This is a genomic window from Urinicoccus massiliensis (assembly GCF_900120405.1).
Classification (GTDB): domain Bacteria; phylum Bacillota; class Clostridia; order Tissierellales; family Peptoniphilaceae; genus Urinicoccus; species Urinicoccus massiliensis.
On record NZ_LT635493.1, the window covers coordinates 1147540 to 1173301 of the forward strand.

Sequence of the window (25762 nt, forward strand, 5' to 3'; positions counted from 1 at the left end):
TATTATATCTCAAACAGGGGGAGAATTAAAGGGAATGAGGGAATCAAATGAAAATGATTTAGATTTATATTTTTTGGAAGAGGAGGATAAAATTACTTGCTGGGCCAGGGGAAAATTTTAGAAAATAAAAAGGAAAAATTTCCATAAAAAAGCACCCCGGAGGGTGCTTTAAGATTTAAATTAAATCGTCTACATCTTTATAGTCCAAGGCCAGGTCATCGGCTACGCCCTTGTTGGTTACATAGCCGGCAGCGGTGTTGAGGCCCTTGTGGAGGCCTTCGGATTCTTTCACGGCTTCCTTCCAGCCCTTCTTGGCCAGGATCAGGGCGTATTTGGTGGTGGAGTTGGACAGGGCAGCGGTGGAGGTCATGGCCACAGCGCCGGGGATGTTGGCTACGGCATAGTGGATGACGCCGTGCTTAACAAAGACGGGGTCATGGTGGGTGGTGGGGTGGTTTTCTGTCAATTCGGTGGACCCACCTTGGTCAATGGCCACATCCACAATGACCGATCCTGCTTCCATACTCTTGACCATGTCTTCGGTAATGAGCTTGGGGGCCTTACGACCAGGAATCAGGATGGTGGAAATAACCATATCGGCGTGTTTGACGCACTTTTCAATATTGTAGTGGTTGGAGAAGAGGGTTTCAATCTTGTCGCCAAAGATGTTGAAAAGTTCTCCTAGGCGGTCAATGTTGACATCCAAAACAGTGACCCGGGCGCCCATTCCCACGGCAATCCGGGTGGCAGCTGTTCCTACAGTTCCGCCACCAACGACAATAACATGGGCCGGTTGAACTCCCGGCACCCCTTGGAGGACAATGCCCTTGCCGCCGTTGGGCTTGGTTAAAAAGTGGGCCCCTTCTTGGACGGCCATCCGACCGGCCACTTCACTCATGGGTTTTAAGAGGGGGAGCTTGTGGTCTTCTTCCACCGTTTCAAAGGCAAAGGCCACCATCTTACTGTCGGTTAAGGCCTTGGCCAGGGAGGGGTTGGCAGCCAGGTGGAGGTAGGTGTAGAGGATCAGCCCTTCACGGAAATATTTGTATTCCGAGGCCAGGGGTTCCTTGACCTTGTAGATGAAGTCGGATTTTTCCCAAACATCCTTGGCTTGGTCCAAGATCTTGGCTCCGGCATCTTCATAGGTATCGTCGGAAAAACCGGATTCAAGGCCGGCGCCCTTTTCTACATAAACAGTATTGCCGGCTTGGACCAATTGGTAGACAGCCGCCGGGGTACAGGCCACACGACTTTCTTGTTCTTTAATTTCCTTGGGTACACCAATAATCATAGACTCACTCTCCTTTTTCTTTAACAATTTACTGAAATAAAATGAATAGACTCATTTTATCACTTTTTAAGTCCCTTGTAAACAATCCACCGGGGGAAAACTTTAGAGAAAATGGGCTAAAGATAGGGGGCTTTCCTTAGACAATGATATTAAAATGTAATATTTTTCAAAAAATCCTATGGTATAATAGACATAACAAAAGAACCTTTAAGGAGGGGAAATTTATAATGAAAACAAAATTTGTTAAGAGAAGCTTAGCCCTAGCCTTGTCGGCAGCTGTTTTAGCACCGTCAACCTTTATCCAAGCGGCTCAATTTAAAGATGTTCCAGCCAACCACTGGGCCTATTCCTATATTGATGCCATGAGCAACCGGGGAGTGATTGCTGGTTATTCAGACCACACCTACAAGCCGGCTAAAGAAGTTCAATTCTTAGAAGTCATGCGTTTACTGGAAGGAGTTATCAACCTTTCCTCTTCAGAAACTGCCAATGCCAAAGCCCAATACGGAGAAGTTGTTCGTCAAATGAACGTGCCAACCTGGGCCCAACAATCCATTTGCGTGGCCCTTTACCGGGGAGTATTGGATGTAGAAACCCTAAACCAAGCCAAGAAAAATGGCATGGTATCCTACAATCCAACAGCCATTCCCGACCGGTCCAGCGTAGCCGTTTACTATGCTCGCGCTTTGAAATTAAAGAAAAAAACAGACACATCCAACTTGAAACAATCTGACCTGGCCTCTGTGAACCAAGATGTGAAAGGCTACCTATCTGCCCTAGTAGATGCCGGTGTCTTTGATGCCTATGGAGCCAGCGGTAAATTTGAAGGAAACCGGGGAATCCGCCGGGATGAAATGGCCCGGATCACCCACGATGCCTACAAGTACAATGAAAAAGCAAGCCAAGAAAAGACCTTTGAAGGAAAGGTCACCCTGGTAAGCTCCGGTATCGGCAACAAGCAATTTGTTGTGGAAAAAGGCAGTGAAAAATTAGCCGTCAACTACAATGAATCCACCAGCTTTACCCTAAACGGCAAGTCCGCCAAGGCAGAAGACCTGAAAGAAGGTCAAGAAGTCAAGGTTACCTACAAGGAAGTGGACAACAGCCTCCAACAAACTGGTCGTCTGGCCAGCAAGGTAGACTTAAAGAAGACAGAAAGCTCTATCTATGGACGCTTTATCCGTTTGGACCGAGACAAGATTACCCTGGACTATACAGACCGCACAGACAATCTTGACCTGGTAAGGGGCCAACTGATTGCTCAAGGACAAAAATACTTTACCCTACCGAGAAATGTAAAAGTCACTTCTTACGGCTTAAACTACGACTTAAACAAGGTCCAAGTCAACGACATTGTAGAATTAAAATCCATCAATGGAGAATTAAAAGAAGTAAAGATCTATTCTCCCAGCGGCTACCTTGAAGGGATTGTTGAAAAAGTAGAAGATTCCAAGAAGGTATCTGTCAGCAAGGAAATTACCCTAAAACTCAACAATGGGGAAAAAGAAACCTACTATGTAACTGACACTTACTTCAGCCTGCCAAGAATTGGGGACAGGGTTCGTTACAATGTCTACTATAAGCTCATCAACAAGGTTTCCATGGGCCAAAGTGGCGAACACATGGGAAGAATTTATGACATCACTTATTCAGCCTATAGCAACGCCTCCAGCCTTCTTTTAGACACCAGCGATGGAAAGAGGTCTGAATACCGTATTAAAGACACAGTAAAACTACGCAAGGACAATAGCTTTGTTTCATCCAGCTTGAGCCTGACAGACCTAGCAAAATTAAGGGATAAGTATGTCCGTATCAATGTAAAAGACGGTTACGTGGATGAAATCACTGAAATTACAGGAGTGAGCAACTTCTTTAGTGGGCAAGTGCGGATTCAAAGTGCAACTCAAATTAGTAATGATTTGGTGGAATACAGAGCAGCACGCCTGGACCCATACTACACCTACAGTCAAACTATGACCTTCCGCTTGGCAGGGACCATAGGGAGTAATTCCTTAATTCCCAACCAAGTCTATGAAATTGAAACTTTTGTCGATGCTAGTGGAAATCCAGTTGGAAAGACCTTCAAATACAGACCTTATGATACATCTTCTAGAGACTACTGGTATTCCCAACAAGCTCGTGAATTAAAATAAGAAAATAAACACCATAAAAAAAGAATCGGACTTTCAAAGTCCGATTTTTTTATGGCCAAAAGGCCTTTAAATTTTTCCGGCAATTTGGAGGGCAATTTGGGAAACCAGGGCAGATCCCAGGTAGGTTCCCAAAAAGACAAAGACACCAACAATGGCGATTTTCCATGAAATAGACTTGATATCTCCCAGGCGGTTGGCTACGGAAATTCCGGCAAAGGCCAGGATGGGGGTGGTGATGGAAAGGAAGTCCACTGCATTGATGTAGTCAATGGCCTTGGGAAAAACAAGGCAGAGGATCAAGCTTAGGACAGACACCCAACCCAGGACGGGGAAGTTGTCTAAAAATTGGATGTGGAGGTGGTTCAAGGCAAATTTCAAACACAGGGCCAGGCTGGCAAAGAGGACCAGGAGTAAGAGGCCAATAAGGGTGTTGCCGGTAATGGGCAGGGCGTCTGGGTTTTTGATTCCCTTGATCCACTGGGTAAAGAGGATCAGACCAACGCTTAAAAAGAGGATGGGGATGTCTCTTAAAATTTCTTTGATGGAAGTGATTTTATTCATGGTCGGGGTCCTTTCTGGTTAGGAGTTTATAGAGTCGTCTTTGGAGGGGAACAGCTAAAAAGAGCATGGTAAAGGTGCCTAAAAAGCTGGTTAAAAGTTGGGAGGCTGAGGCGTAGGCTGAAATGGTGTCAGCATAGTCGGGCATGGTAGCTGTCAGGGAGGAAGAGGCGGCAGCCATCATGGATGCTGACCCGACCCCTGAGGCCATGGACAAACTTTCAATGGAAAAGCCCAGGTTTAAAAAGATGGGGGCCACAATGCTATAGAACATGGCGCCAAAGAGGGTGCCGAAAATGTATTGAGATAGGACGCCTCGTCCTTGGGGTGAATCCAGAGTATATTTTTCAGAAATATAGGCCAACTCGCCTTCCCGCCCAATCCCCAGGGTGGATCCGATGGCTTCTTGCCGCAGGCCCAGCAGGATGGCAATGGGTAGTCCGATGAGGACGGTTCCCAGGTTGCCCAGTTCTTGCAAAAGGAAGACCCAACCGATACTTAGGATTTCATGCAACTTGGGAGCCACATCTGCCCCATACCTGGCCAGGAGGGGGAGCATGATGATGATCATGTAGCTGGAAGAAAAGTGGATGTTGGATTCGGAATAAATTTTTTGAATTAGACCATGACGGAAGGCTTTAATTCCCAGGCCCATGGTAATGACCAGGGCAAAGACCAAGGGGAGGAAGTTAAAGGTCAGGCCGGCGATGGTAAAGGATTGGAAGCCGATAAATTCGGCAATGGTGATAACGACTAAAACAAATAAGATAAGGATGGATAGGTCTTTAATCTTCATGAATGGTGCCTCCTAATTCACTAAGGGCAGACTTGTAGTCTTGGTAGCTGCGGCGGTAGAGTTTTTTGGGGTCGATTTTTCCCGACAGGTGGAAGAAGAGGTCAAAGAGGTAGCTGGGGAAACGGTCCAGGACAAAGTCCAGGTCAACATGGTTGAAGTCCAGGCCGTGGGGGCGACCGCAAAATCCGCTGTAACCAATTTGCAGGCAGGGGAAGAGGTAGGACAAGTCGCCAATGTCTCCAGAAGCGGCAACGGGCCGGTTGGTGTAGCAGTCAAATTGACTGTACTGGTCCCGGGTAAAGTCCAGGCAAAGTTGAGATAGGTACTTGTCTTGGACAAAGGGCAGGTAGCCTGTTTCTGTTTCAATGGTCAACTTGCCGCCAAAGGCATAGGCTGAGCCTTGGGCCAGACGGTCTAATTGCTTGGACAAAAGAGTTAGGTAGTCCAGGTCATTGGACCGGATGTCTGTTCCCAGGGTGATGGAGTCGGGAATGGTGTTGATCCCCTGGCTAGCTTCTAAGATAACGGGGTTGACCCGGACCATCTTGCTTTCATTAAATTGCTGGCGGGCCAGGCCCAGGTTGGTTTGGAAGCTGGTGGCCATGGACAGGGCGTTGATTCCGTCCCAGGGGGCAAAACCGCAATGGGCGGCTTGGCCTTCAAAGTGGTAGTACTTGTAGAGGAAGCCGGCCAGGTCGCATAAAAATTCCACAGAGTCCTTGGGATAGGAACCACCCATGGTGTGGGTGCAAATCCCAAAGTCATAGTCGTCAAAAATTCCCAACCGCATCCCCTCGGGCTTGCCGCCGAAATAAAAAATTTCTCCCCCGTCCCGCAAGTCTTTTCTGTGGTCCAGGTCTACATATTCTTCTGCCGGGACAAAGACGAAGTCGATGGCATAGTCCAGCTTTTTATAGACTTGGTCTTGGATCAGCCGTTTGAAAAGGGCCAGGGCAATTCCTGTTTGGGTGTAGTGGCCACAAACATGGGCGGCGCCTGTTTCGGGGTCCCCATGGGCATAGCCCGGGAGATAGAGGGCATCCAATTCAGCCACAAAGCACATTTTTAGAGCCTTGTCCTGACTTCCCGGAAGGGAAAATTTCAGGCCTGTCCGGGCAAATTCCTGGTAGCTGATGTCGGGACAATATTTTTTCATATAGTCCAAGACCAGCCCCTTGGTCTTCCACTCTTCATAGCCCAACTCAGGATGGTTGAAAATATCAAGAGTGATTTTTTTAATTTCTTCAAGATCAGATTTTTTCATAGGACCTCCATTTTAGATATGATAGTTCTATACTATCCATTTAGAGAAAAGACTGCAAGGGAAAAGAAAAAAAGCTTTTTCAAAAAAGAAAAAAGTTTTAACAAGAAAATAGGCTAATAAAAAGAAAATATTTTTTTAAATAAGAATAGCTTTTAAATGGGTTTTAAAAAATCCTTGGGATAAAAAGAAAATATTTTTTGAAAAATCCAAGAAGAATAGGTAAATACAGGCTTTTTAAGAAGTCGTCAAAGAGGTAAATAATATGAGAGCACGGACATATGAACCAGGACAGATAATAAAAATGATTGTTGACATCACTTTCTTGTCGTGATAAGATGAACATGTAAAACGAATGATTGAGTGGCAGGGCCTGGAAGCTCCAAGTGCTGCAAGATTGTAGCTTGGGAATGGTTTGTTAAGAAAAAAACCCCTCTTCATAGTTTTCCGGGGCTAGACCAGGCCGCCACAAGATCAAAAACAGGAGGACAAAATGAAAAAAACAAAATTACTTTTAGTAATCGGGGCTTTATCTTGCTCCATGCTTTTATTTGCTTGCGGACCTAAAGACAATGCAGGCAACAATGCTGCTCCGGCAAACAATGCCAGTGCCAATGCTGAAAACAACAAGGAAAAAGCAGACGCAGAAGCAGCAAAAGACGACAAGGTCTCCCTGGCTGATTGGGAAGGCGAATGGAACAACATGGGTGGCTACCTAGAACGCCCTGAAGTTCAATCTGCTTACGAAGAATTAGCTAAAAAGGAAAATGTTGATGTGGCCAAGGCTAAAGCAGACTACCTTGCCAAGAGACAATGTGACTTTGACGGCTTAAAAATCGAAGGCGACAAGATTACCTACCTATCTACTTTCCCTGCAGACAAGGGCGAAGTAAAGGGTGAAGGAACTTACAAGTTTATTGAATCAAAAGAAGTTCCCCACGGAAACGCAACCTTGGAATGGGATATTTTTGAAGCAGAAGGAGATGCTCCTTACAAGTATTTATTAATGATGCCTGTCCATGGTGAAGAAGCTCTAACCCATTTCCACATGCGCTATGGTGATGACAAAGACGAATTATTGGCTAAAGAAGGTTGGTTCCCAACTTTTGTAAAACCATCTTCTACCAATGATCAAATTATTGGAGAAATTGCAGAATAATTTATTCTAAAATACCTTCAAAAAAAGAGATAAAGATGAAAACAAGTGGGACAGGGCAACCTGTCCTTTCTTGTGTCAAGAAAGGAGGACCTTTTGCGAAAAAAAGGAAGATATCTTTTGGCCCTTTTGGCCCTGGTTTGTCTGACGGCCTGCGGGGGCGGAGAGAAAAAAAGTGACAAGCCTTTAATTTATACGTCCTTTTTCCCCATCCAAGACATGACCAAGCTGATTGCCGGGGAGACGGCAGATGTAGAATCTTTCATGCCTGTGGACAAGGAACCCCACCTTTGGGAACCCTCTCCCAAGGACATGAAAAGATTGGCCAAGGCCGACCTCTTGGTAGTCAATGGGGCCAACATGGAGCCCTGGCTGGACCAGGTCAAGGAAAACTTGCCCAACCTGGACATCTTAAAATTGTCCGACAGTGTGGACTTGATTTCCTACAAGGGAGCCGCAGCCATTGGCGACTTCCAATATATGACGGAATTAAAGCTGGACAATAAACGCCATGAAATCGAGTTTGGCCACACCCATGAAAATGTCATGCGGGTTTGCTTTTTCAGGCAAGACGGGTCAAAACTGGAAGACCTGGTGAAAAAAGGGAAAAAATATATGGAGGCCAAGGGAAAATTGGTGCCCCAAAATTCCACCATTGACGTGGAAGAAGGAAAGGTCTACGGCCTTGAAATGGGCCACGAATCCGGACAAATCTATTATAAGGTGCCCCAGGAAGGGAAGTGGATTTTTATCAGTGACCGGATTTCAGAAGACCTCTTGCCCTACTATCTCCAAGATTCTGATGGAGAGCTTTTAAAGGACAAGGGCAAGCAAAAAGACCTTATGGAGGGGTCTTCTTCAGGTATGGATAAGATCAACTACGACCCCCACTCCTGGCTGTCTGTAGTCAATGGCAAAAAATACTTTAATGCCATCCAGGAAAAGCTGGTGGAAAAGTATCCGGAAAATGCCCGGCTCTACAAGAAAAACAAGCTCAAGTGCGTGGACAAGTTGACAGACATTGATGCCCAATACAATGAAAAGTTCAAGGCCCTAAACCGGCGGGAATTTTTAGTAGTCCACTATGCCTATGCCTATATTGCCCGGGACTTCAACCTGATCCAATACCCCCTCCAAGGCCTGACAAGTCTAGAATCGCCGTCCTTGAAGACCATCCGTAAGGCAGTAGACTTTGCCCGGGACCGGAAGATTGACACGGTCTTTTACGAATATGGCAAGCCCCCCAAGGAGGCCCAGGCCCTGGCCGAAGAAATTGGCGGCAAGGTGGTTCCCCTGGCTTCTATGGAATTTGTCACAGCAGACCAAAAGAAAAATAACCAGGGTTATTTGGACCTGATGGAAATGAACATTAAAAATATATACGAATCCTTACAAGATGGAGGTGGCCAGTGAAGGCTGTTGAAATAAAAGACCTAACCTTTGCCTACGGGCAGGAAGATGTTTTAAAAGACTGTCAACTCCAGGTGGAAACCGGAGAAATGACCTTGATCCTAGGGGGCAACGGAAGCGGGGACAGTGATATAATGATGACAGATACAATAAATCCATTAAAATCAAAGTTTAAAGGCTTCCACAAAACTTTTAAACAAGACGATTTAGGATTAAGTCTGTCATCTTTTTTATTAAATTAACAAAAAAGAAAAGAAAACATAAGTAATAAGGATTGAAGAGAATATGATAATATTTAGAGTTTTTTTCAAAATCATATTGTTTCCTATTAGTATAGCGTTAAGTATCATCACTCTATTTTTAACGTTTGTATTAGGACTCAGCACAATATTTTTCAAACTGATTTCATTTATCGCTATTATGGGATTTTTAGGATCTGTTTATCATGGAGAAAAAGCACTTGCTATAGAGGCAATTATACTAGCATATCTTTTTAGTCCTTATGGCTTGCCAGTGCTAGGATATTTTATTATAGAAGTGATAGAAGGGGTGAATGAAAGAATAAAAGTAATTTAAATATAAAAATAAATAGATTAAAACGATGAAAAAGAGATAGCAAAATCAAAGCTATCTCTTTTTATAGGTGTGCTCGGCATGAGCATATTCTAACAGGTGAAAGTCCTTAGCACGCCCGGTAGTGGGAAGTGCATAGCTGAAGGCAAGGGTGTCCATCGTGAGGTGGAATCTGAAGGAAGCCCTAGGCAAACTCTTGGTCTGACGAACAGAAATCACATCAGGCAGGTACGTAGGATAAGCTTGCCTAACAAAGTAAAATCCAATAACTACACGGAATGCGTAAATGTAAATGTGGCAGATAGATGAGAGGAAAGAATATGCCCTTACCCGAGGAGGTCTCATAGACGACTAGTAGTAACAACGAACTATGAGAAGTCAGCAGAAGTCATAGTACTAGGAAACAATTTTCTAGGAAGGACTGAACTAAAGGAGGTATGAATTTATGAAGGAAACAACCTATGACGTAAATTGTAGAAAAAAATAATAACCAAACTACCAGAAAATAACTCGGAAAGTGAAGATAAGGTAGCTGGACATATTCATGGAAAGATTGACTTCGAAAGGAAATACCAAAGGAGAACTGAATTAAGTTCGAATTAAACTTTAGAACCGCCGTATACGGATCCGTATGTACGGTGGTGTGAGAGGTCGGTAAATGAAATAATCATTTACCTCCTACTCGATTGTGCTCGGCATGAGCATATTCTAACAGGTGCAAGTCCTGAGTGTGCCCGGTAGTGGGAAACACATAGCCAAAGGCAAGGGTGTCCATCGTGAGGTGGAATCTGAAGGAAGCCCCAGGCAAACTCTTGGTCTGACGAACAGAAATCACATCAGGCAGGTACGTAGGATAAGGCTGCTATACAAGTTGAAGTCCAATAACTACACGGAATGCGTAAATGTAAATGTGGCAGATAGATGAGAGGAAAGAATATGTTCTTACCCGAGGAGGTCTCATAGGCGACTTAGTAGTAACAACGAACTATGAGAAGTCAGCAGAAGTCATAGTACTAGGAAACAATTTTCTAGGAAGGACGGAACTAGAGGAGGTATGAATTTATGAAGAAAACAGCCTATGACGTAGATTGTAGAAAAAAATAACCAAACTACCAGAAAATAGCTCGGAAAGCGAAGATAAGGTAGCTGGACATAGTCATGGAAAATTGACTTCAAAAGGATATACCAAAGGAGAACTGAATTAAGTTCGAATTAAACTTTAGAACCGCCGTATACGGAACCGTACGTACGGTGGTGTGAGAGGACGGTAGATGAAATAATCATTTACCTCCTACTCGATTGAAAAGAAAGGGGGTTATGATGAAAGAAATAGTTAAATTTGAATATTATTATGGCAATGAAGCAGAACAATATTCATTTTTTAGGATTCCCAAAACTTTATTTACCGACTTAAATTTAAAAAAACTATCCGTAGAAGCAAAAATTCTTTATGGAATTCTACTCGACAGAATGAGCTTGTCAATTAAGAATAAATGGTTAGATGAAGAAAACAAGGTATACATCATCTATACAATAGAAGAAATTATGGAAGTATTAAATTGGGGGAGAAATAAGTCGGTCAAAGTAATGAAAGAAATTGAAGAGATAGGATTATTAGAAAAAAAGAGGTTAGGACTTGGAAAGCCAAATTTACTCTATGTAAAGAACTTTATTTACACAGAAAATAATAAAACTACAGAAGTTTCAAAAGCAAACCTTAAGAAGTTTAAAAAACAAACTTCAGGAAGTTTAGAAAACAAACCTCAAGAAGTTTCAAAAGAGGACTCTAATAATACTGAAACTAATAATACTGATTTTAATAATACCACCCCCATATCCCCCTTAGAAAAGCTAGGAGAAAAATCAAAAAAGACTTTGGAGGAGGAAGAATTAAAAGAAACTATAAAAAAGAATATATCTTATGAAACCTTTGAAAAAGTAAGAATAGTAGAAAAGAAGCAGGTAGATGTAATGATAAATGTACTTGTAAAAGCCTTAACTAGCTTTACAAACATTAAAATAGGAGGGAGGCATATATCCAATGAAAATTTTAAAGAAAAATTTCTAAGTCTTAACTATAAACACATAGACTATGTTTTGAAATACCTAAGAGAAAATGCTCCAAAGGATATTAGAAACATTAATGCCTATCTACTGACTCTCTTATACAATGCAGATGAAAGTATTAGAAACATAGAAGTCATAAAGAGAGAAGATCAGAAAAGAGAAAACTATGACTATAGTAACGATGAGGATATTTGGAGAGAATTTTTAAATACTTGATAGGAGAGGCGCATATGGAATTAATAAAAGAAATCTTAGAACAGAAAATAAAAAATGCAGAAACAAATAGTCCATCAAAAGATGAAGAAAATAGGAGTTATATAGATCAAGAAACAGGATTAAAATATTGTGCAAAATGTAAAACACCAATTGAAAAAGAAATAGACTTCTTTGGAGAAATAAAAAAAGTTGGTATTTTATGTCAATGTAAAAAAGAAAGACAAAAATTAGAGGAAGAAAAAAGAAAAGAAAATAAAAGGCTTTTGAAAATTGAACACTTAAAAAAAGAGTGTTTTTCTGATCCTATCCTATTAAATTGGAATTTTAAAAATATGGACAAAGACAGTGAGCATGAAAAAGTAGCAAAAAACTATGTTGAAAAATTTGATGAAATATATGAAAACAATATAGGTCTAATTCTTACAGGAAATGTTGGTTGTGGGAAAACTTACTTTGCAAGTGCCATAGCAAATGCTTTACTAGAAAAAGAAATATCAGTCAAAATGACAAATTTTTCTGTAATTTTAAATGATATGACTAACTTTGAGATTGATAAGAGTAAGTATATAGATAACCTAAATCATAAGAAACTATTAATTATTGATGATTTTGGAATGGAAAGAGATACAGATTTTGCAGCTGAGCATATCTTTAACATAATAGATAGTAGATATAGAAGTGGGAAACCTCTAATTATAACAACAAACTTAAATATATCAGCTTTAACTAATCCTGAAACTATAAAAGATAAAAGAATTTACTCAAGGATACTTGAAATATGCAGTCCCATTATATTTACAGGAGAAAATAGAAGAATAGAAAAAATGAAGGAGAAATCAAAATTAGCCTATGAAATATTAAAAAAAGAATGAAAGTAGGTGAGTGAATGCAAAATGATGATATAAATAGCAGAACAATAGCCATAGTAAAAAAAGCGGGGATAGTTACAGCCAAGCAAGTTATAAATTTGATGAAGAAAATATTAGAGATAAATAAACATAAAACACAGATAGAACAGTCAAGACCCTTAGAAAAATTTAAAAAAGTAAAAGTAAAAGACCTTGTAAAAAAAGGTAAAGTAGAAACCTTAGAATTAAATGACATAGACTTAAAAACATTGAAAAAAGAATTAAAAAGATATGGGGTGAAATTTTCTATAAAGAAAGATTTAGAAAATGGAAACAACATTATCTTTTTTCAAGCAAAAGATATAAAAGTAATGGAACAAGCTTTTAAAAAGACAGTCCAGAAATTTAATAAAGATAAGTCAAGAAAGAGAAAATCTGTAATAGAAAGGCTTAATAACTTCAAGGATAAAGTCAAAGATACTATTGACAGAGATAAGGTTAAACATAAACATCAGGAACAAAGTTTATAATAAAAACACTTGGATATATAATATATATGATGAGAAGGCATGAATAGCTTTATTGTTGAATACTATGAAAAAGAAGATTGGAATCATCCAGTAGAAGAATTTCTCTTATCTATAGATAAAAAATGAGAGCAGAAGCTTTAGGAAAGAAACTAAAAAATACCTTTGAAAGTAAAATATAAGTATAATGGTGGTTCAAAATGACAAATAAAAGAATATGTCCTATATGTAACTCAAAGATGAGACAACAGTTTATAGGTCTATTACATTGCAAGTGTGGTATAAGTTATCATAAAGATTTAGGATATTTTAAAAGAAATGAAAATATGATGTTTGTCTTGGAAAGAAAAAAGATAGGTAAAAAAATAAAACAAGTTCCAGTAATAAGATATAAAAAAGATAAATAAAATACTAATGGGTAGAGAAATCTACTCTTTTTTATGGAGAGGAAGTGATTAATTCGAAAATACTAAATGAAATAATAAAAGATATAAAAAATGTTTTTAAGATAAGAGATAAGAAGAAATTTGTATTAGAAAATTTTCCTTACCTCTTATTTTTTTATATAGGAAATATCTTTGCAAGCCATGTCAACTCTTATGTAGGAGGAGATATAATAGATAGAATTCTAGTGGCTTTTAGTCAAATAGATACTTTAAAATATATTCCATCATTAAAAATAAAAAACCTGATACCCGGTCTAATTCTATCAGTAGTTATCAAGTTAATCCTTATACAGAAAAAGAAAAAAGCAAAAAAGTTTAGAGAGGGCAGAGAATATGGATCGGCAAGATGGGGAAATGAAAAAGATATTGAGCCATACATTGACAAGAAGTTTGAAAACAATGTGCTACTAACTCAAACTGAAAGACTTACCATGAACAATAGACCTAAAAATCCAAAATATGCTAGGAATAAAAATGTATTGGTAATTGGAGGTTCTGGAAGTGGTAAAACAAGGTTCTTTGTAAAGCCGAATCTCATGCAAATGCACTCTTCATATGTAGTGACCGATCCAAAAGGATTAACCTTTTAGGGACAGAGAAAATAACAAAAACTTGGAAAGGAGGTAATTCTCATGTCAAATACGAAAAGAACAGGACAAACAGCCCTTTATGAGCGTTTAAGTCGTGATGACGAAATGCAAGGAGAAAGCAATTCCATCACCAATCAAAAACAGCTGCTTGAAAGCTATGCGAAAAGAAACGGTTTTGTAAATATCTATCACTATACCGATGATGGAGTAAGCGGAACGACCTTTGATAGAGAGGGATTTCAAAATATGATAAAAGCAGTAGAAGAAAACAAAGTATCTACTGTGATAGTAAAAGATATGAGCAGGTTTGGCAGAGATTACCTCAAAGTAGGTTTTTATACCGAAATACTTTTCAAAGAAAAGGGAGTGAGGTTTATCGCTATCAATAACGGAATAGATAGTGAAAAACAAGCAGAAAGCGACTTTACCCCATTTCTAAATATTATGAACGAATGGTATGCAAGAGATACCTCAAGAAAAATACAATCTATCTTCAGAGCAAGAATGGAAGAGGGTAAAAGAGTATCACCAAGCGTTCCATACGGCTATTATAGAAACCCTAAGAACAAACAGGAGCTACTTGTCGATAAAGAGAGTTCAAAGGTCGTAAAACGCATTTATAGGCTTGTAATAGAGGGATATGGAGTAACTCAGATAGCAGATATACTAACCAAAGATAAAGTCCTTATTCCATCAGCCTATGCAGAAATACACTATCCTGAAAATAACCACAGCTCCAAGAAAAGAGGAATAGAAGACCCATATTTTTGGACACCAACCACAGTAAGCTATATCTTAGAAAAGCAAGAATATATGGGACATACTGTATTGGGAAAGACAATTAGTGTAGACTACAAAACCAAGAAACGCAGAAAGGCGAAAGCAGATGAACTCATTATCTTCAAAAACACCCATGAAGCGATTATTGACGAAGAAACATGGAATAATGCTCAAAGGTTAAGAAAAACAGTAAGAAGAAGCCCAAAGTATGGTACAACCTCCCACCCATTTACAGGACTTTTAATCTGTTCTGATTGTGGAGGAAAGTTAAGTTACAGAGAGCCGGCAGAACATAAAGAAAAGAAATACGATTGTGATTATTGTTTTGTGTGCCAACATTACAGACACAGAAAAGGCACTTGCAGTATGCACTACATCAAAGTAAAGACAGTGAATGAAATTCTCTTGAAATCAATTAAAGAAATCACAGACTTTGCCAAAGAAGATAAACAAGAATTTCTAAAAGTGATGAACAAATTGTCCGATGAAAAAAGAGAAGAAAAGTATCAAGGGGATAAAGAAAAGTTAGAGAAACTGTCATCAAGAAATGCAGAATTAACAACCCTTATTACAAAGCTATATGAAGACCACGCACTTGGAAAAATTCCTGTAAAACACTTTGATAGATTATTTAATACCTATGATACGGAGCAACAAGACTTAGAAAATCAAATACAGTATTTTGAAGATGAAATAGAAAGTTATCATCAGAGAAAAGTTGATACTGATAAATTCTTAAAGATGATAGAAAAATATACCGATATTGAAGAACTGACAGTACCAATGATAAATGAGTATATAGAAAAAGTTGTAGTCCATGAAGCAACAGGAGGAAGAAAAGGCAAGGAGAGAAAACAACAGGTCGATGTGTATTTTAACTTTATAGGGAACTGTCAAATTCCACAGAAAGCTGATATGGAAAAAGCACCTTAAAAATGCTATAATATTTAGTAATTTAGACAATAAAAATATAAATAGGAGGTAGAATATCGCTGAAAATTGGACAGCATTATTAGATAAATACATTAACAAACTTATTAGTCCCGATGGGAGACAAACCTACGAAAGTAAAGATGAGTTAGTTAATCTTATGCTTAAATTAGCTGAATTGAAAAAAAGCGATAAGGTAATGGATATAGGTTGTGGTTGGGGAAATTTTTCAAAGGTATGTAGTAATTTTTCAGATGAAGTTATTGGTATTGAGCCAAATGCAGATAATTTACAGGAAGCTATAAATCGTAGTAATGGAAATGTAAAATATATTCAAGGAAGTTTTGAAGCATTAAATTGCAATCAAAGCGTTAATAAAGTTATTAGTATGTTAGCATTCCATCAAGTGCCATGGGATTATAAAGAAAAGTCGTTAGAAAATATTTCAGAGATACTTACAACGGATGGTTATTTTTATTTGTGCGATACCATGCTTTTATTTGACGCAGAAAAGGATACCGAATTATTTAATAAGGTATATAGATTTTTATTAAAAGAAACCACGCCTGAAGAAATATATAAAAATTATATAGAACCATACCTTAAAGAAAATGAAGTTTATACGGTTGAAGATATGAGAGAAAATAGTCCCAAGGATAATTGGTTCTATTCTATGAAAGAGTTGAAACATTGGTCAGAAAAAGCAAATATGGAGTTAGTAAAAACGGTAGCTATTTGTCCATTTTTTGGAGTCGTGGTTTTTAAGAAAAAGAAGTAACTAACAATTTAATAAAAAATAACACACTAACAGTAAATCAAAAATGGTTTACTGTTTTTTCTTTGTCCAAAAACAGAAGAAAGGAAAACAGAAATGAAAAACATAGATGAAAAAATTTTAATGACAGAAGAAGAAATCAAGCAGTTACAAAACAAAAGAAAAAAGCTCATCAGTCAACAGAAACAGGAAGAACGAAAGAAAAGGGATAGACGGATTTATGAAAAAGGAGCAGTCTTTGAAAGTATCTTTATTGAAAGCAAGGATTTTACCAAAGACGAATTTTATCAGCTAATCACATTCCCAAACATCAAAGAAGAAGTCAATCAAAAAATCTTAAAAATCATAGAAAAGCGAAAAGAAAATCAAAATCAAAACACAGAAAACCAAGAGGAAGAAACGGACATAGAGGAATAGTCCCTTGTTTACAAGGGCGCACTTATACACCCTAAAGGGTGTGTGCGTTCTCCGAAGGCTCTTGCAGAGAGCATATCAGCTAACGCTGATACAGGGGAGCTACACTCCCCTACGGAAATAAATTTCCTACCCCTTGTGTACTTCCCAAAAGAAATCGGATAAAAAGCAATCCGATTTTTTTTAGTAAGTCTTTATCATCGCCATCGTCCCCACATTAAAAAAGAGAGGAGGTTTTTTCTTATGGCGATATATCATCTTAGTATAAAGATTATTTCAAGAGGAAAAGGCAAAAGTGCAGTAGCAGCTTCCGCCTATCGTAGTGGCGAAAAGATAAAAAACGAATATGACGGAATAGTCCATGACTTTACAAGAAAAGGCGGAATAGCCTATACCGAAATTCTATTACCGCAAAATGCACCTGAAGAATTTTCAAACCGTTCTGTATTATGGAACAGTGTTGAGAAAATAGAAAAAAGTAAAAACTCACAGCTTGCAAGAGAAATCGAAATTGCTTTACCCAAAGAATTAGACAGGGAAAAACAGATAGAACTTGTAAGGGAATATGTAAAAGAAAATTTTGTGAAAGTTGGTATGTGTGCCGATATTGCCCTACATGATAAAAATGACGGAAACCCACACGCACATATTCTATTAACTATGCGACCGCTAAACGAAGATACAACATGGGGAGCAAAATCAAAAAAGGAATATATCCTTGATGAAAACGGAGAGAAAGTAAAACTTAAAAATGGCAACTACAAAACAAAGAAAATAAATGCAGTAGATTGGAACGAACAAGACAAAGCAGAGCATTGGCGAAAAGCATGGGCAGATATTACAAATAAATATCTTGAAGAAAATAGCATACAGGAAAAAGTGGATCACCGTTCCTATGAAAGACAGGGCATAGAACAAATACCGACCATTCATTTAGGCGTATCAGCCACCCAAATGGAAAAGAAAGGCATAAATACCGACAGGGGAAATATCAACCGAGAAATCAAACATCAGAATAAGATATTAAAAGAGATTGCAAGAAGAATAAAAGCCTTACTAAATTGGATAAGAGGAATAGGAAAAGAAGAAAAGGCAGAAACTGATAATCTCAAATCTACCCTCCCATCCAAAGAAAATTTGCTATCCGTTTTTAAAAATCTTATCCGTAAAAATGCAGATAACCATAATACAGATTTAGAAAAATACATCGAAAGCTATCAATTCTTAAAAGAGAAAAACATTATTTCCTTATCTGAACTGAAAGAAAGTATAGTTACTTTAAGAGATAAGAATTACAAGACCACAAGAGCCTTAAAAGATACCGAGAAAAAGATTGATGAAAAAACACAACTCATCGACCAGTCAGAAAAATATTTGAAGTACAAGGACATCTACAAAGCCTATGCAAAGTTAAAGAAAATAAAACAGGAAGATTTTTATAATGAGCATACGGCGAAGCTTATTCTATTTGAAAGTGCAAGGAAACATCTCAAAGAGCATTTAGGGGAAAGTAAGACCTTAAATATATCCAAATGGAAATCGGAACTTACCACTTTGAAGAAAGATAAAAAGAGCCTATATAGTAAAATATTAGAAATACGAGAAGAAGTAGAACAGGCTGAAAAAGTTAAGACCTGTATAGAGCAGTTACAGGAACAAGAAAAACAACTATCACAGGTAAAGAGGAATGAGTTAGACCTATAAAACTAAGTGAAAAAATGGTATAATTAAATATAATCACTAAATAGTAATTTTAAAGAGAGTTATATAAAAGATAAGAAATAGTATTAGAAAGAAGGGAAAGAATATGTGTACAGCAGCAACTTATAAAACGAAAGATTTTTATTTTGGAAGAACATTGGATTATGAATTTTCATATGGAGATGAAGTAACAATAACACCAAGAAACTTTGAATTTAAATTTAGAGAAGTAGATGACATTAAGAGTCATTATGCGATAATTGGAATGGCATTTGTTACTGAAGATTATCCATTATATTACGATGCAATAAACGAAAAAGGGTTAGCAATAGCAGGTTTAAATTTTGTTGGAAATGCTCATTATAAAGAAAAACAGGAAGGAAAAGATAATGTTGCTCAATTTGAACTGATACCATGGATTTTAAGCCAATGTTCAAATGTAAATGAAGCTAGAAATTTGATTGAAAAAATGAATGTGTTAAATACTCCATTTAGTGATAAATTACCATTAGCTAGCTTACATTGGATTATTTCCGATAGCACACAATCAATAACTGTAGAGTCTGTTATTGATGGAATAAAAATATATGATAATCCAGTAGGGGTATTAACTAATAATCCATCTTTTGATAAGCAAATGTTTGCCTTAAATAATTATATGTATTTATCACCTAAATCTCCAGAGAATAAATTTAGTAAAGAATTAGATCTAAGTTTATATAGTAGAGGAATGGGAGCAATAGGTCTACCAGGTGATTTATCATCGCAATCAAGATTCATAAGAGTAGCGTATACTAAATTAAATTCTTTTTCTAAAGAAGATGAAAAATCAAGTGTTAGTCAATTTTTTCACATTTTAGGTAGCGTTGATCAACAAAGAGGATGCTGTGATTTAGGTGATGATAAATTTGAAATAACAATTTATACATCTTGCTGTAATGTAAATAAGGGAATTTATTATTATACAACATATGATAATCATCAAATAACAGCAGTTGATATGCACAAAGAAAATCTAGATAGTAATGTACTTATTCGTTATCCTTTGATAAAGGAAGAACAGATAAGAACTCAAAATTAATGTTTATCTATAAAGAAGATAAAAGTATTACATATAAAAATGAATTAGTATGAGGAGAAAAAATATGTGGATGGCAGTAAAAAGAGGAATTGTTGTAGCAATAGGTTTATTAATACAAATTCTATTAACATTATTTATATATTTAAAATTTGGAGAATTTATAAGTATTATTCATGTAGTTTATGGTTTACTTAGTATTATAATTGTTTTAATGATTATCAAGTATAGTAAAAGATTAAGTAGCGATTTAATATGGATATTACTGATTATGCTTTTTCCATTAATTGGAACACTTCTATATATCATACTTAGTAATAATATGAAAAGAAGTAAAGTTTTAAAGAATATTAATGAAAATATAGAAAATGGTCAAAAATACTTAATACAAGATGAATTTATAAAAAAAGAAATCGATACTAAAAATTTAGGACAATTAAAATATATAAGTGAATTTGCAGGATTTCCTGTAACGAAAAACAATGAGATAAACTATTATTCTCTTGGTGATGACGTTTATCCTGTTATGTTAGAAGAACTAAAAAAAGCCAAAAAATTTATTTTTATAGAATATTTCATTATTAATAATGGTACTATGTGGCAAGGAATTTTAGATATATTAAAAGAAAAAGCAAATTCAGGACTAGATGTAAGAGTATTATATGATGATATGGGTTCTTTTGCTATGCTACCTAGTAATTATCCAAAGTTACTGGGGAAATATGGAATAAAATGTATGCAATTTAATAAATTATCGCCATTTGCAGGTATTATTATGAATAATAGAGATCATAGAAAAATGATGATAATTGATGGACATACTGTTTTTTCTGGTGGAATTAATATTTCAGATGAATATATAAATATAAATAGTAAATTAGGAGTATGGAAAGATAATGGAATTAGGATAAAAGGTGAAGCTGTTTGGAATTTTACTGTTATGTTTCTAGAAATGTGGAATTCATTTAAAAAAGAAGATAATGATTATAATAAATACAAATATAATTTTACTGAAAAGTATAAGGAAAATGCTTTCGTTGTACCTTATGGGGAAAGTCCATTAGATGATGTTATAACCGGCGAAGATATTTATCTAAATATTATCAATCAAGCGAAAAAGTATGTTTATATTTATACACCTTATTTAATTATTGATACAGATATGATAAATAGTTTAATCTTAGCTGCAAGAAGAGGAGTAGATGTCAGAATTGTTGTTCCTGGAATACCCGATAAAAGAATTGTATATGATTTAACCTCTTCTTATTTTTATACATTAATTAAAGGTGGAGTAAAAATTTATACTTATACGAATGGTTTTGTACATAGCAAAGTATTTTTATCCGATGATGAAATAGCAACTGTAGGAACAATAAACTTAGATTATAGAAGTTTATATTTACATTTTGAATGTGGTATTTATATGAAGGATACAAATGTAATAAAAGATATCAAAAAAGATTTTGAGGATTCCTTTAAAGAATCACATAAAGTAGATGAAAGAGAAGCAAAAAATGGTTTATTTAAAGGACTATGGCAAGCTATTTTAAGATTATTTGCTCCAATAATGTAAACGATATAATAAAATTAGATAAATAGAAAATTATAATTTGTTGAGAAAGTGTACATTTGTAAATGATGTGAGACCAAAAACAGGAGAGAGAATTTCCTGTTTTTGGTCTCACATCAATTGTATCTCTACAGGGAAAGTTGAAGAATTTGACGGTATTTCTTTGATTGTTTGGACAGCCGATAATAAGATAAAAGTATTGAAAGAGTTTGGCTGTAATTGTAATAACTACAATCCTTACAAAGAGAGTGAAACACCATTGTTTAGAGATGAAAAAGTGAATTGGTTTTAAGGTGATTACTATGGATATAGATAGATTTTTCAAAACGGTTTTATCACAAAATGCAGAAGAACTTAGGAAATATTTTCAAAAGAATGCTGTTATAAAATGGCATTGCACAAATGAGTTTTTTACCTTAGATGAGTATATAAGGGCAAATTGTGAATATCCCGGAAATTGGAACGGAGAAATAGAGAGAATTGAAGAAAATGAAGATACTATTATTTTAGCTTGTCGGGTTTTTCCAACAGATAATAGTGAGTCTTTTCATGTAGTAAGTTTTATCTATCTTGAAGATAATTTGATTGTTGATATGGATGAATATTGGTCTTATGATGGATTGGCACCAGAATGGCGTAAGAAAATGAAAATTGGGAAACGCATTAGGTAAATTTCAATTTTGAAAATCAAGCAATTTAATAAAAACTAACACAGTAACAGTAAATCAAAAATGGTTTGCTGTTTTTTATTGTCTAAAAATGGAAAGGAGAACTTATGGAAGAAGAAAGAAGAAAAATACAAGTACCACCACATAAACAGTTAGTTATGGATATTGGGAAGACAAAATATACTGTAAACCTACATTTTAAGCAAGGTACAGGCGAAACATACAAGGATAAAATATTAAAGCTAATCAAGAGAGAAACAGAAAAGATATAAATTTTTCAAAGAAATTTTGTTTATGTCCTTGACAAATCTTCCCAAAAGGCACACTTGTGTTAGAGTGTGGAAAAATGCTTTATGAAAATGGATATGACATAAAGATTTTAAATACAATAAACTTTAAAAAATCTATGAAATACAATCCCTTTGCATACTTGAGAAGTGAAAAAGATATTTTAAAGCTTGTCCAAACCATAATTGCTAACACCAAGGGAGATGGAGAAAAGGCAGGAGAAGATTTTTGGGTAAAGGCTGAAAAGTTATATTACACTGCTCTTATTGGGTATATTTATTATGAAGCACCAGAAGAAGAAAAGAACTTTAAGACACTTTTGGATATGATTGACGCAAGTGAAGTCAGAGAAGATGACGAGACCTATATGAACCCAATTGATAGGCTTTTTGAAGCTCTTGAAAAGAAAGACCCAAGTCATTTTGCAGTCAAGCAATATAAGAAATATAAGCTGGCAGCAGGAGTAATAGAATTAAGGAGAACACTTAATCACTATTTTAGTGAAATATGTACTTCTTAATTCTTTTTTTATTGAAAAATTAAGAGAAAGGGGGTAAAAGTGAGGAATTTTGAAAAGATAACAGCACTCTATGAGAGATTAAGTCGAGATGATGAACTTGAAGGAGAAAGTAACTCAATCGTTAATCAAAAGAAAATCCTTGAAGAATATGCAAGTAAGAATAATTTAACCAACATCATCCATTTTACAGATGACGGAATCAGCGGAACGCAGTTTGACAGACCGGGATTTATGGCAATGATGAACGGAGTCAATCAAGGAAATATTGGTTGTATCATTGTAAAAGATATGAGCAGACTTGGCAGAGATTATCTCAAAGTCGGTCAATGTATGGAGATACTAAGACAAAAGGGCGTAAGACTAATCGCTATCAATGATAATGTAGATAGTTTTTACAGAGAAGATGATTTTACTCCCTTTAGAAATATCATGAATGAATGGTATGCAAGAGATACATCAAGAAAAATACAATCGACTTTCAGGTCAAAAGGCGAAAGTGGGAAACATACTGCAAGCACACCGCCTTATGGCTATATCAAAGATGAAAAAGATAAAAACAAATGGATAGTAGATGAAAAAGCAGCAGAGATAGTAAGGCGAATATTTAACCTGACCATGCAAGGCAATGGTCCGTATCGAATAGCAAAGATATTGGAGAGTGAAAAAGTAGATATACCCGCCTATCATCAACAGAAATTAGGCTATGGACTATATCAAAGCAAAAACTTTGAACATCCCTATCGTTGGTGCAGCTCAACAATAGCAAGCATTTTAAAGAAACAGGAATACTTGGGGCATACAGTCAATTTCAAAACAAGAAAGCACTTCAAGGACAAGAAAAGCAAATATGTATCCGAGGATAACTGGCTTATTTTTGAAAATACACACGAGCCAATCATAGACCAAGAAACCTTTGATAATGTGCAAAGGATAAGAGGAAATGTAAAAAGGTATCCTGACGGTTGGGGAGAATATCACCCACTCACAGGACTAATGCATTGTGCAGATTGTGGGAGCAAGATGTATGTTCATAGAACAAGCAATTATAAGAATATTCCCTATTACACTTGCAGTGCCTATACCAAAACACCTTGTGGCACACTTTGTCCATCAGCACACAGAATAAAAGCAGAAGCGGTCTTAAACCTTATTAGGGAAACACTAAAAGATATTAAAAAATACCTTAATGAAGATAATGAAGCCTTTATCCGTTCCATTCAAAATGAAATGGAAGAAAAGGAAAAAATAGAGATAGAAAAGAAACGCACAAGGCTTATTGACAGCAAAGGAAGATTACAGGAATTAGAAAGACTGATGTGTCGTATCTATGAAGATATGATCCTTAACAAAATACCAAATAGCAGATATGAAATACTAAATAACCAATATGAAACGGAGCAGATAACTTTAAGTAAAGAAATTAAGGATTTGGAGCAGCAGGTATCAAGATATGAAAAAGAAACAGACAGAGCTAAAAAATTTATATCTCTTATCAGTCGTTATGAAAACTTTGATGAACTTACAACCACAATGATAAATGAGTTTGTAGAAAAGATTGTCGTACATGAAAGAGATAGAAAAGGAAGTCAGACATCAAAGCAAAAGATAGAAATTTACTTTAATTTCATAGGCAATTATGAACTGCCACAGGCGGAGTTAAGTGATGAAGAAAAACAAAAACTTGAGGAAGAAGAAAGAAAAATAAAGAAAAGAAAAGACAAGCTACATCAAAATTACCTGAAACGAAAAGCAAGCGGAAAACAGAAAGAGTATGAAGATAAATATAAGGCAAGGAGAGAACAGAAGAAACAGGAGAAAATAAAGGTTTTGAAAAGAGTGGGGATACCGGTGAGTGAGTATATAAAAACAAATATTTAAACCTATCTTGACAAATATTGAATTTTGATTTATTATTAAATATATATTCAGTATTGGAATAGAAAGAGGTGTGCTATGGCACAAGTATTAAAAGAAGAAGTTAGAAATAGAATACTCGAAGCAGCAGAAAAAGTATTTTATAAAAAGGATTATAGAGGTGCCAAATTAACAGAAATTGCAAAAGAAGCAGATATTCCTGTGGCACTAATTTATACCTATTTCAAAAATAAGGCAGTTTTGTTTGATGCAGTAGTAAGTTCTGTTTATATAAACTTCGAGTCAGCTTTTAATGAGGAAGAATCTTTGGAAAAAGGTTCTGCTTCTGAAAGGTTTGATGAAGTTGGAGAAAATTATATTCATGAACTTTTAAAAGATCGTAAGAAGTTAATTATTTTAATGGATAAAAGCTCAGGTACAAAGCATACAGAAGCAAAACAAAAACTCATATCGCAAATGCAGGTTCATATTGAAGTAAGTTTAAAAAGACAATCGAAACAGGAATATGATCCAATGCTTGCCCATATTTTAGCCAGTAACTTTACAGAGGGACTTCTTGAAATAGCAAGGCATTATCAAAGTGAAAAGTGGGCAAAAGATATGCTAAAACTTATTGCAAAGTGTTATTACAAGGGAGTGGAATCATTGTAAGTTGATTTGATATTTAAATGCGATAAATTTAAATTTTTGGAGGAGATATTTTGAAGATATATAAAGATAAAGAAGAACTGAAATCTGAGATAAATAAAAGTTTTGAAAAGTATATTTCTGAATTTGATATTATTCCTGAATCTCTCAAAGATAAGAGAGTCCCTGAAGTTGACAGAACACCAGCAGAAAATCTTGCTTATCAACTCGGATGGACAACATTAGTTTTGAAATGGGAAAAAGATGAGAAAAACGGTTTTGAAGTAAAGACACCGTCGGATATGTTTAAATGGAATCAACTTGGAGAATTATATCAGTGGTTTACCGATACTTATGCTCATTTATCGATAGAAGAATTAAAGAAACGATTGAAAGAAAATATTATATCTATCTATACAATGATTGATACACTAAGTGAAGAAGAATTATTTCAACCGCATATGAGAAAATGGGCTGATGAAGCTACTAAAACAGCGACATGGGAAGTTTATAAGTTTATTCATGTTAATACGGTTGCCCCTTTTGGAACGTTTAGAACTAAGATTAGAAAATGGAAAAAGATTGTGCTATAATTTTTGATTTGCTGATACAGTAATTTAAAAAAATATAGTGATCGGATAAAA

Annotated in this window: 25 protein-coding genes and 2 pseudogenes; 23 read left to right on the plus strand and 4 right to left on the minus strand. The window is 36.2% G+C overall.

Annotated features, from left to right (window positions below; all coding sequences use genetic code 11):
- Window positions 1–175: 175 nt before the first annotated feature.
- Window positions 176–1291, minus strand: coding sequence for an alanine dehydrogenase (gene ald, locus BQ7400_RS09970; RefSeq protein WP_072470426.1), 1116 nt, complete (start codon window positions 1289–1291; stop codon window positions 176–178).
- A 227-nt stretch (window positions 1292–1518) separates the two neighbouring features.
- Between ald and BQ7400_RS09975 the strand changes: the two genes are divergently transcribed.
- On the plus strand, window positions 1519–3444 hold the full coding sequence (locus BQ7400_RS09975; protein ID WP_072470427.1) for an S-layer homology domain-containing protein: 1926 nt from the start codon (window positions 1519–1521) through the stop codon (window positions 3442–3444).
- A 66-nt stretch (window positions 3445–3510) separates the two neighbouring features.
- On the opposite strand, the gene BQ7400_RS09980 is transcribed toward BQ7400_RS09975, so the two are convergent.
- Genes BQ7400_RS09980 through BQ7400_RS09990 form a run of 3 tightly spaced genes read right to left on the minus strand, consistent with a single transcriptional unit; the run spans window position 3511 to window position 6062 of the window.
- A complete protein-coding gene (locus tag BQ7400_RS09980) occupies window positions 3511–4005 on the minus strand; it encodes a hypothetical protein (protein ID WP_072470428.1) in 495 nt (164 codons plus the stop codon).
- Complete coding sequence (locus BQ7400_RS09985; protein ID WP_034438921.1) at window positions 3998–4798, minus strand: DUF3100 domain-containing protein; 801 nt, start codon at window positions 4796–4798, stop codon at window positions 3998–4000. The genes BQ7400_RS09980 and BQ7400_RS09985 overlap by 8 nt, the downstream gene beginning before the upstream one ends.
- Window positions 4788–6062, minus strand: coding sequence for a peptidase dimerization domain-containing protein (locus BQ7400_RS09990; RefSeq protein ID WP_072470429.1), 1275 nt, complete (start codon window positions 6060–6062; stop codon window positions 4788–4790). Before BQ7400_RS09990 ends, BQ7400_RS09985 begins: the two co-directional genes overlap by 11 nt.
- Window positions 6063–6552: 490 nt before the next feature.
- On the opposite strand from BQ7400_RS09990, the gene BQ7400_RS09995 reads away from it, so the two are divergent.
- From BQ7400_RS09995 to BQ7400_RS10105, 22 genes and pseudogenes are all read left to right on the plus strand, one after another.
- Window positions 6553–7218: a ZinT/AdcA family metal-binding protein gene (locus tag BQ7400_RS09995; protein ID WP_034438918.1), complete on the plus strand. Its 666-nt coding sequence runs from the start codon at window positions 6553–6555 to the stop codon at window positions 7216–7218.
- A gap of 117 nt (window positions 7219–7335) precedes the next feature.
- Window positions 7336–8628, plus strand: coding sequence for a metal ABC transporter solute-binding protein, Zn/Mn family (locus BQ7400_RS10000; RefSeq protein WP_245759438.1), 1293 nt, complete (start codon window positions 7336–7338; stop codon window positions 8626–8628).
- Window positions 8625–8867, plus strand: coding sequence for a P-loop NTPase family protein (locus BQ7400_RS10005; protein WP_072470431.1), 243 nt, complete (start codon window positions 8625–8627; stop codon window positions 8865–8867). The genes BQ7400_RS10000 and BQ7400_RS10005 overlap by 4 nt, the downstream gene beginning before the upstream one ends.
- A gap of 43 nt (window positions 8868–8910) precedes the next feature.
- The gene (locus tag BQ7400_RS10010) at window positions 8911–9201 is read left to right on the plus strand and encodes a CD1845 family protein (RefSeq protein ID WP_049555307.1); all 291 of its coding nucleotides are present in this window, start codon (window positions 8911–8913) and stop codon (window positions 9199–9201) included.
- A gap of 1317 nt (window positions 9202–10518) precedes the next feature.
- Entirely contained in the window at window positions 10519–11481 is a 963-nt protein-coding gene (locus tag BQ7400_RS10015; RefSeq protein ID WP_072470432.1) for a replication initiator protein A, read from the plus strand.
- Window positions 11482–11495: 14 nt separating this feature from the next.
- On the plus strand, window positions 11496–12353 hold the full coding sequence (locus tag BQ7400_RS10020; RefSeq protein ID WP_072470433.1) for an ATP-binding protein: 858 nt from the start codon (window positions 11496–11498) through the stop codon (window positions 12351–12353).
- 14 nt (window positions 12354–12367) lie between these two features.
- Window positions 12368–12859, plus strand: coding sequence for a PcfB family protein (locus BQ7400_RS10025; protein WP_072470434.1), 492 nt, complete (start codon window positions 12368–12370; stop codon window positions 12857–12859).
- Window positions 12860–13056: 197 nt separating this feature from the next.
- On the plus strand, window positions 13057–13263 hold the full coding sequence (locus tag BQ7400_RS10030; protein WP_019117252.1) for a hypothetical protein: 207 nt from the start codon (window positions 13057–13059) through the stop codon (window positions 13261–13263).
- A 44-nt stretch (window positions 13264–13307) separates the two neighbouring features.
- A pseudogene (locus BQ7400_RS10035) lies at window positions 13308–13880 on the plus strand (type IV secretory system conjugative DNA transfer family protein); the annotation flags it as partial.
- A 54-nt stretch (window positions 13881–13934) separates the two neighbouring features.
- Complete coding sequence (locus BQ7400_RS10040) at window positions 13935–15605, plus strand: recombinase family protein (protein ID WP_072470436.1); 1671 nt, start codon at window positions 13935–13937, stop codon at window positions 15603–15605.
- A gap of 103 nt (window positions 15606–15708) precedes the next feature.
- Window positions 15709–16380, plus strand: coding sequence for a class I SAM-dependent methyltransferase (locus BQ7400_RS10045; RefSeq protein WP_257876529.1), 672 nt, complete (start codon window positions 15709–15711; stop codon window positions 16378–16380).
- Window positions 16381–16473: 93 nt separating this feature from the next.
- On the plus strand, window positions 16474–16794 hold the full coding sequence (locus tag BQ7400_RS10055) for a DUF3847 domain-containing protein (protein ID WP_070606385.1): 321 nt from the start codon (window positions 16474–16476) through the stop codon (window positions 16792–16794).
- A gap of 240 nt (window positions 16795–17034) precedes the next feature.
- Window positions 17035–18495: a MobQ family relaxase gene (mobQ, locus tag BQ7400_RS10060; protein ID WP_072470438.1), complete on the plus strand. Its 1461-nt coding sequence runs from the start codon at window positions 17035–17037 to the stop codon at window positions 18493–18495.
- A gap of 103 nt (window positions 18496–18598) precedes the next feature.
- Window positions 18599–19573, plus strand: coding sequence for a choloylglycine hydrolase (gene bsh, locus BQ7400_RS10065; protein WP_070606383.1), 975 nt, complete (start codon window positions 18599–18601; stop codon window positions 19571–19573).
- A gap of 64 nt (window positions 19574–19637) precedes the next feature.
- Window positions 19638–21143 (plus strand): cardiolipin synthase, encoded by a 1506-nt coding sequence (gene cls, locus BQ7400_RS10070; RefSeq protein ID WP_072470439.1) that lies wholly within the window; start codon window positions 19638–19640, stop codon window positions 21141–21143.
- A 67-nt stretch (window positions 21144–21210) separates the two neighbouring features.
- Window positions 21211–21432 (plus strand): hypothetical protein, encoded by a 222-nt coding sequence (locus BQ7400_RS10075; RefSeq protein ID WP_154274324.1) that lies wholly within the window; start codon window positions 21211–21213, stop codon window positions 21430–21432.
- A 10-nt stretch (window positions 21433–21442) separates the two neighbouring features.
- Complete coding sequence (locus BQ7400_RS10080) at window positions 21443–21811, plus strand: nuclear transport factor 2 family protein (RefSeq protein ID WP_070606376.1); 369 nt, start codon at window positions 21443–21445, stop codon at window positions 21809–21811.
- A gap of 104 nt (window positions 21812–21915) precedes the next feature.
- Window positions 21916–22080, plus strand: a complete 165-nt coding sequence (locus BQ7400_RS10085; protein ID WP_070606374.1) for a transposon-encoded TnpW family protein — start codon at window positions 21916–21918, stop codon at window positions 22078–22080.
- 41 nt (window positions 22081–22121) lie between these two features.
- A pseudogene (locus tag BQ7400_RS10090) lies at window positions 22122–22616 on the plus strand (type IV secretory system conjugative DNA transfer family protein); the annotation flags it as partial.
- Between the two features lie 39 nt (window positions 22617–22655).
- Entirely contained in the window at window positions 22656–24494 is a 1839-nt protein-coding gene (locus BQ7400_RS10095; RefSeq protein WP_072470441.1) for a recombinase family protein, read from the plus strand.
- A 75-nt stretch (window positions 24495–24569) separates the two neighbouring features.
- Window positions 24570–25142 carry a TetR/AcrR family transcriptional regulator gene (locus tag BQ7400_RS10100; RefSeq protein ID WP_000079884.1) on the plus strand — a complete coding sequence of 191 codons (573 nt, stop codon included), beginning with the start codon at window positions 24570–24572 and terminating at the stop codon, window positions 25140–25142.
- A 50-nt stretch (window positions 25143–25192) separates the two neighbouring features.
- A complete protein-coding gene (locus BQ7400_RS10105; RefSeq protein ID WP_000708365.1) occupies window positions 25193–25711 on the plus strand; it encodes a ClbS/DfsB family four-helix bundle protein in 519 nt (172 codons plus the stop codon).
- Window positions 25712–25762 lie beyond the last annotated feature (51 nt).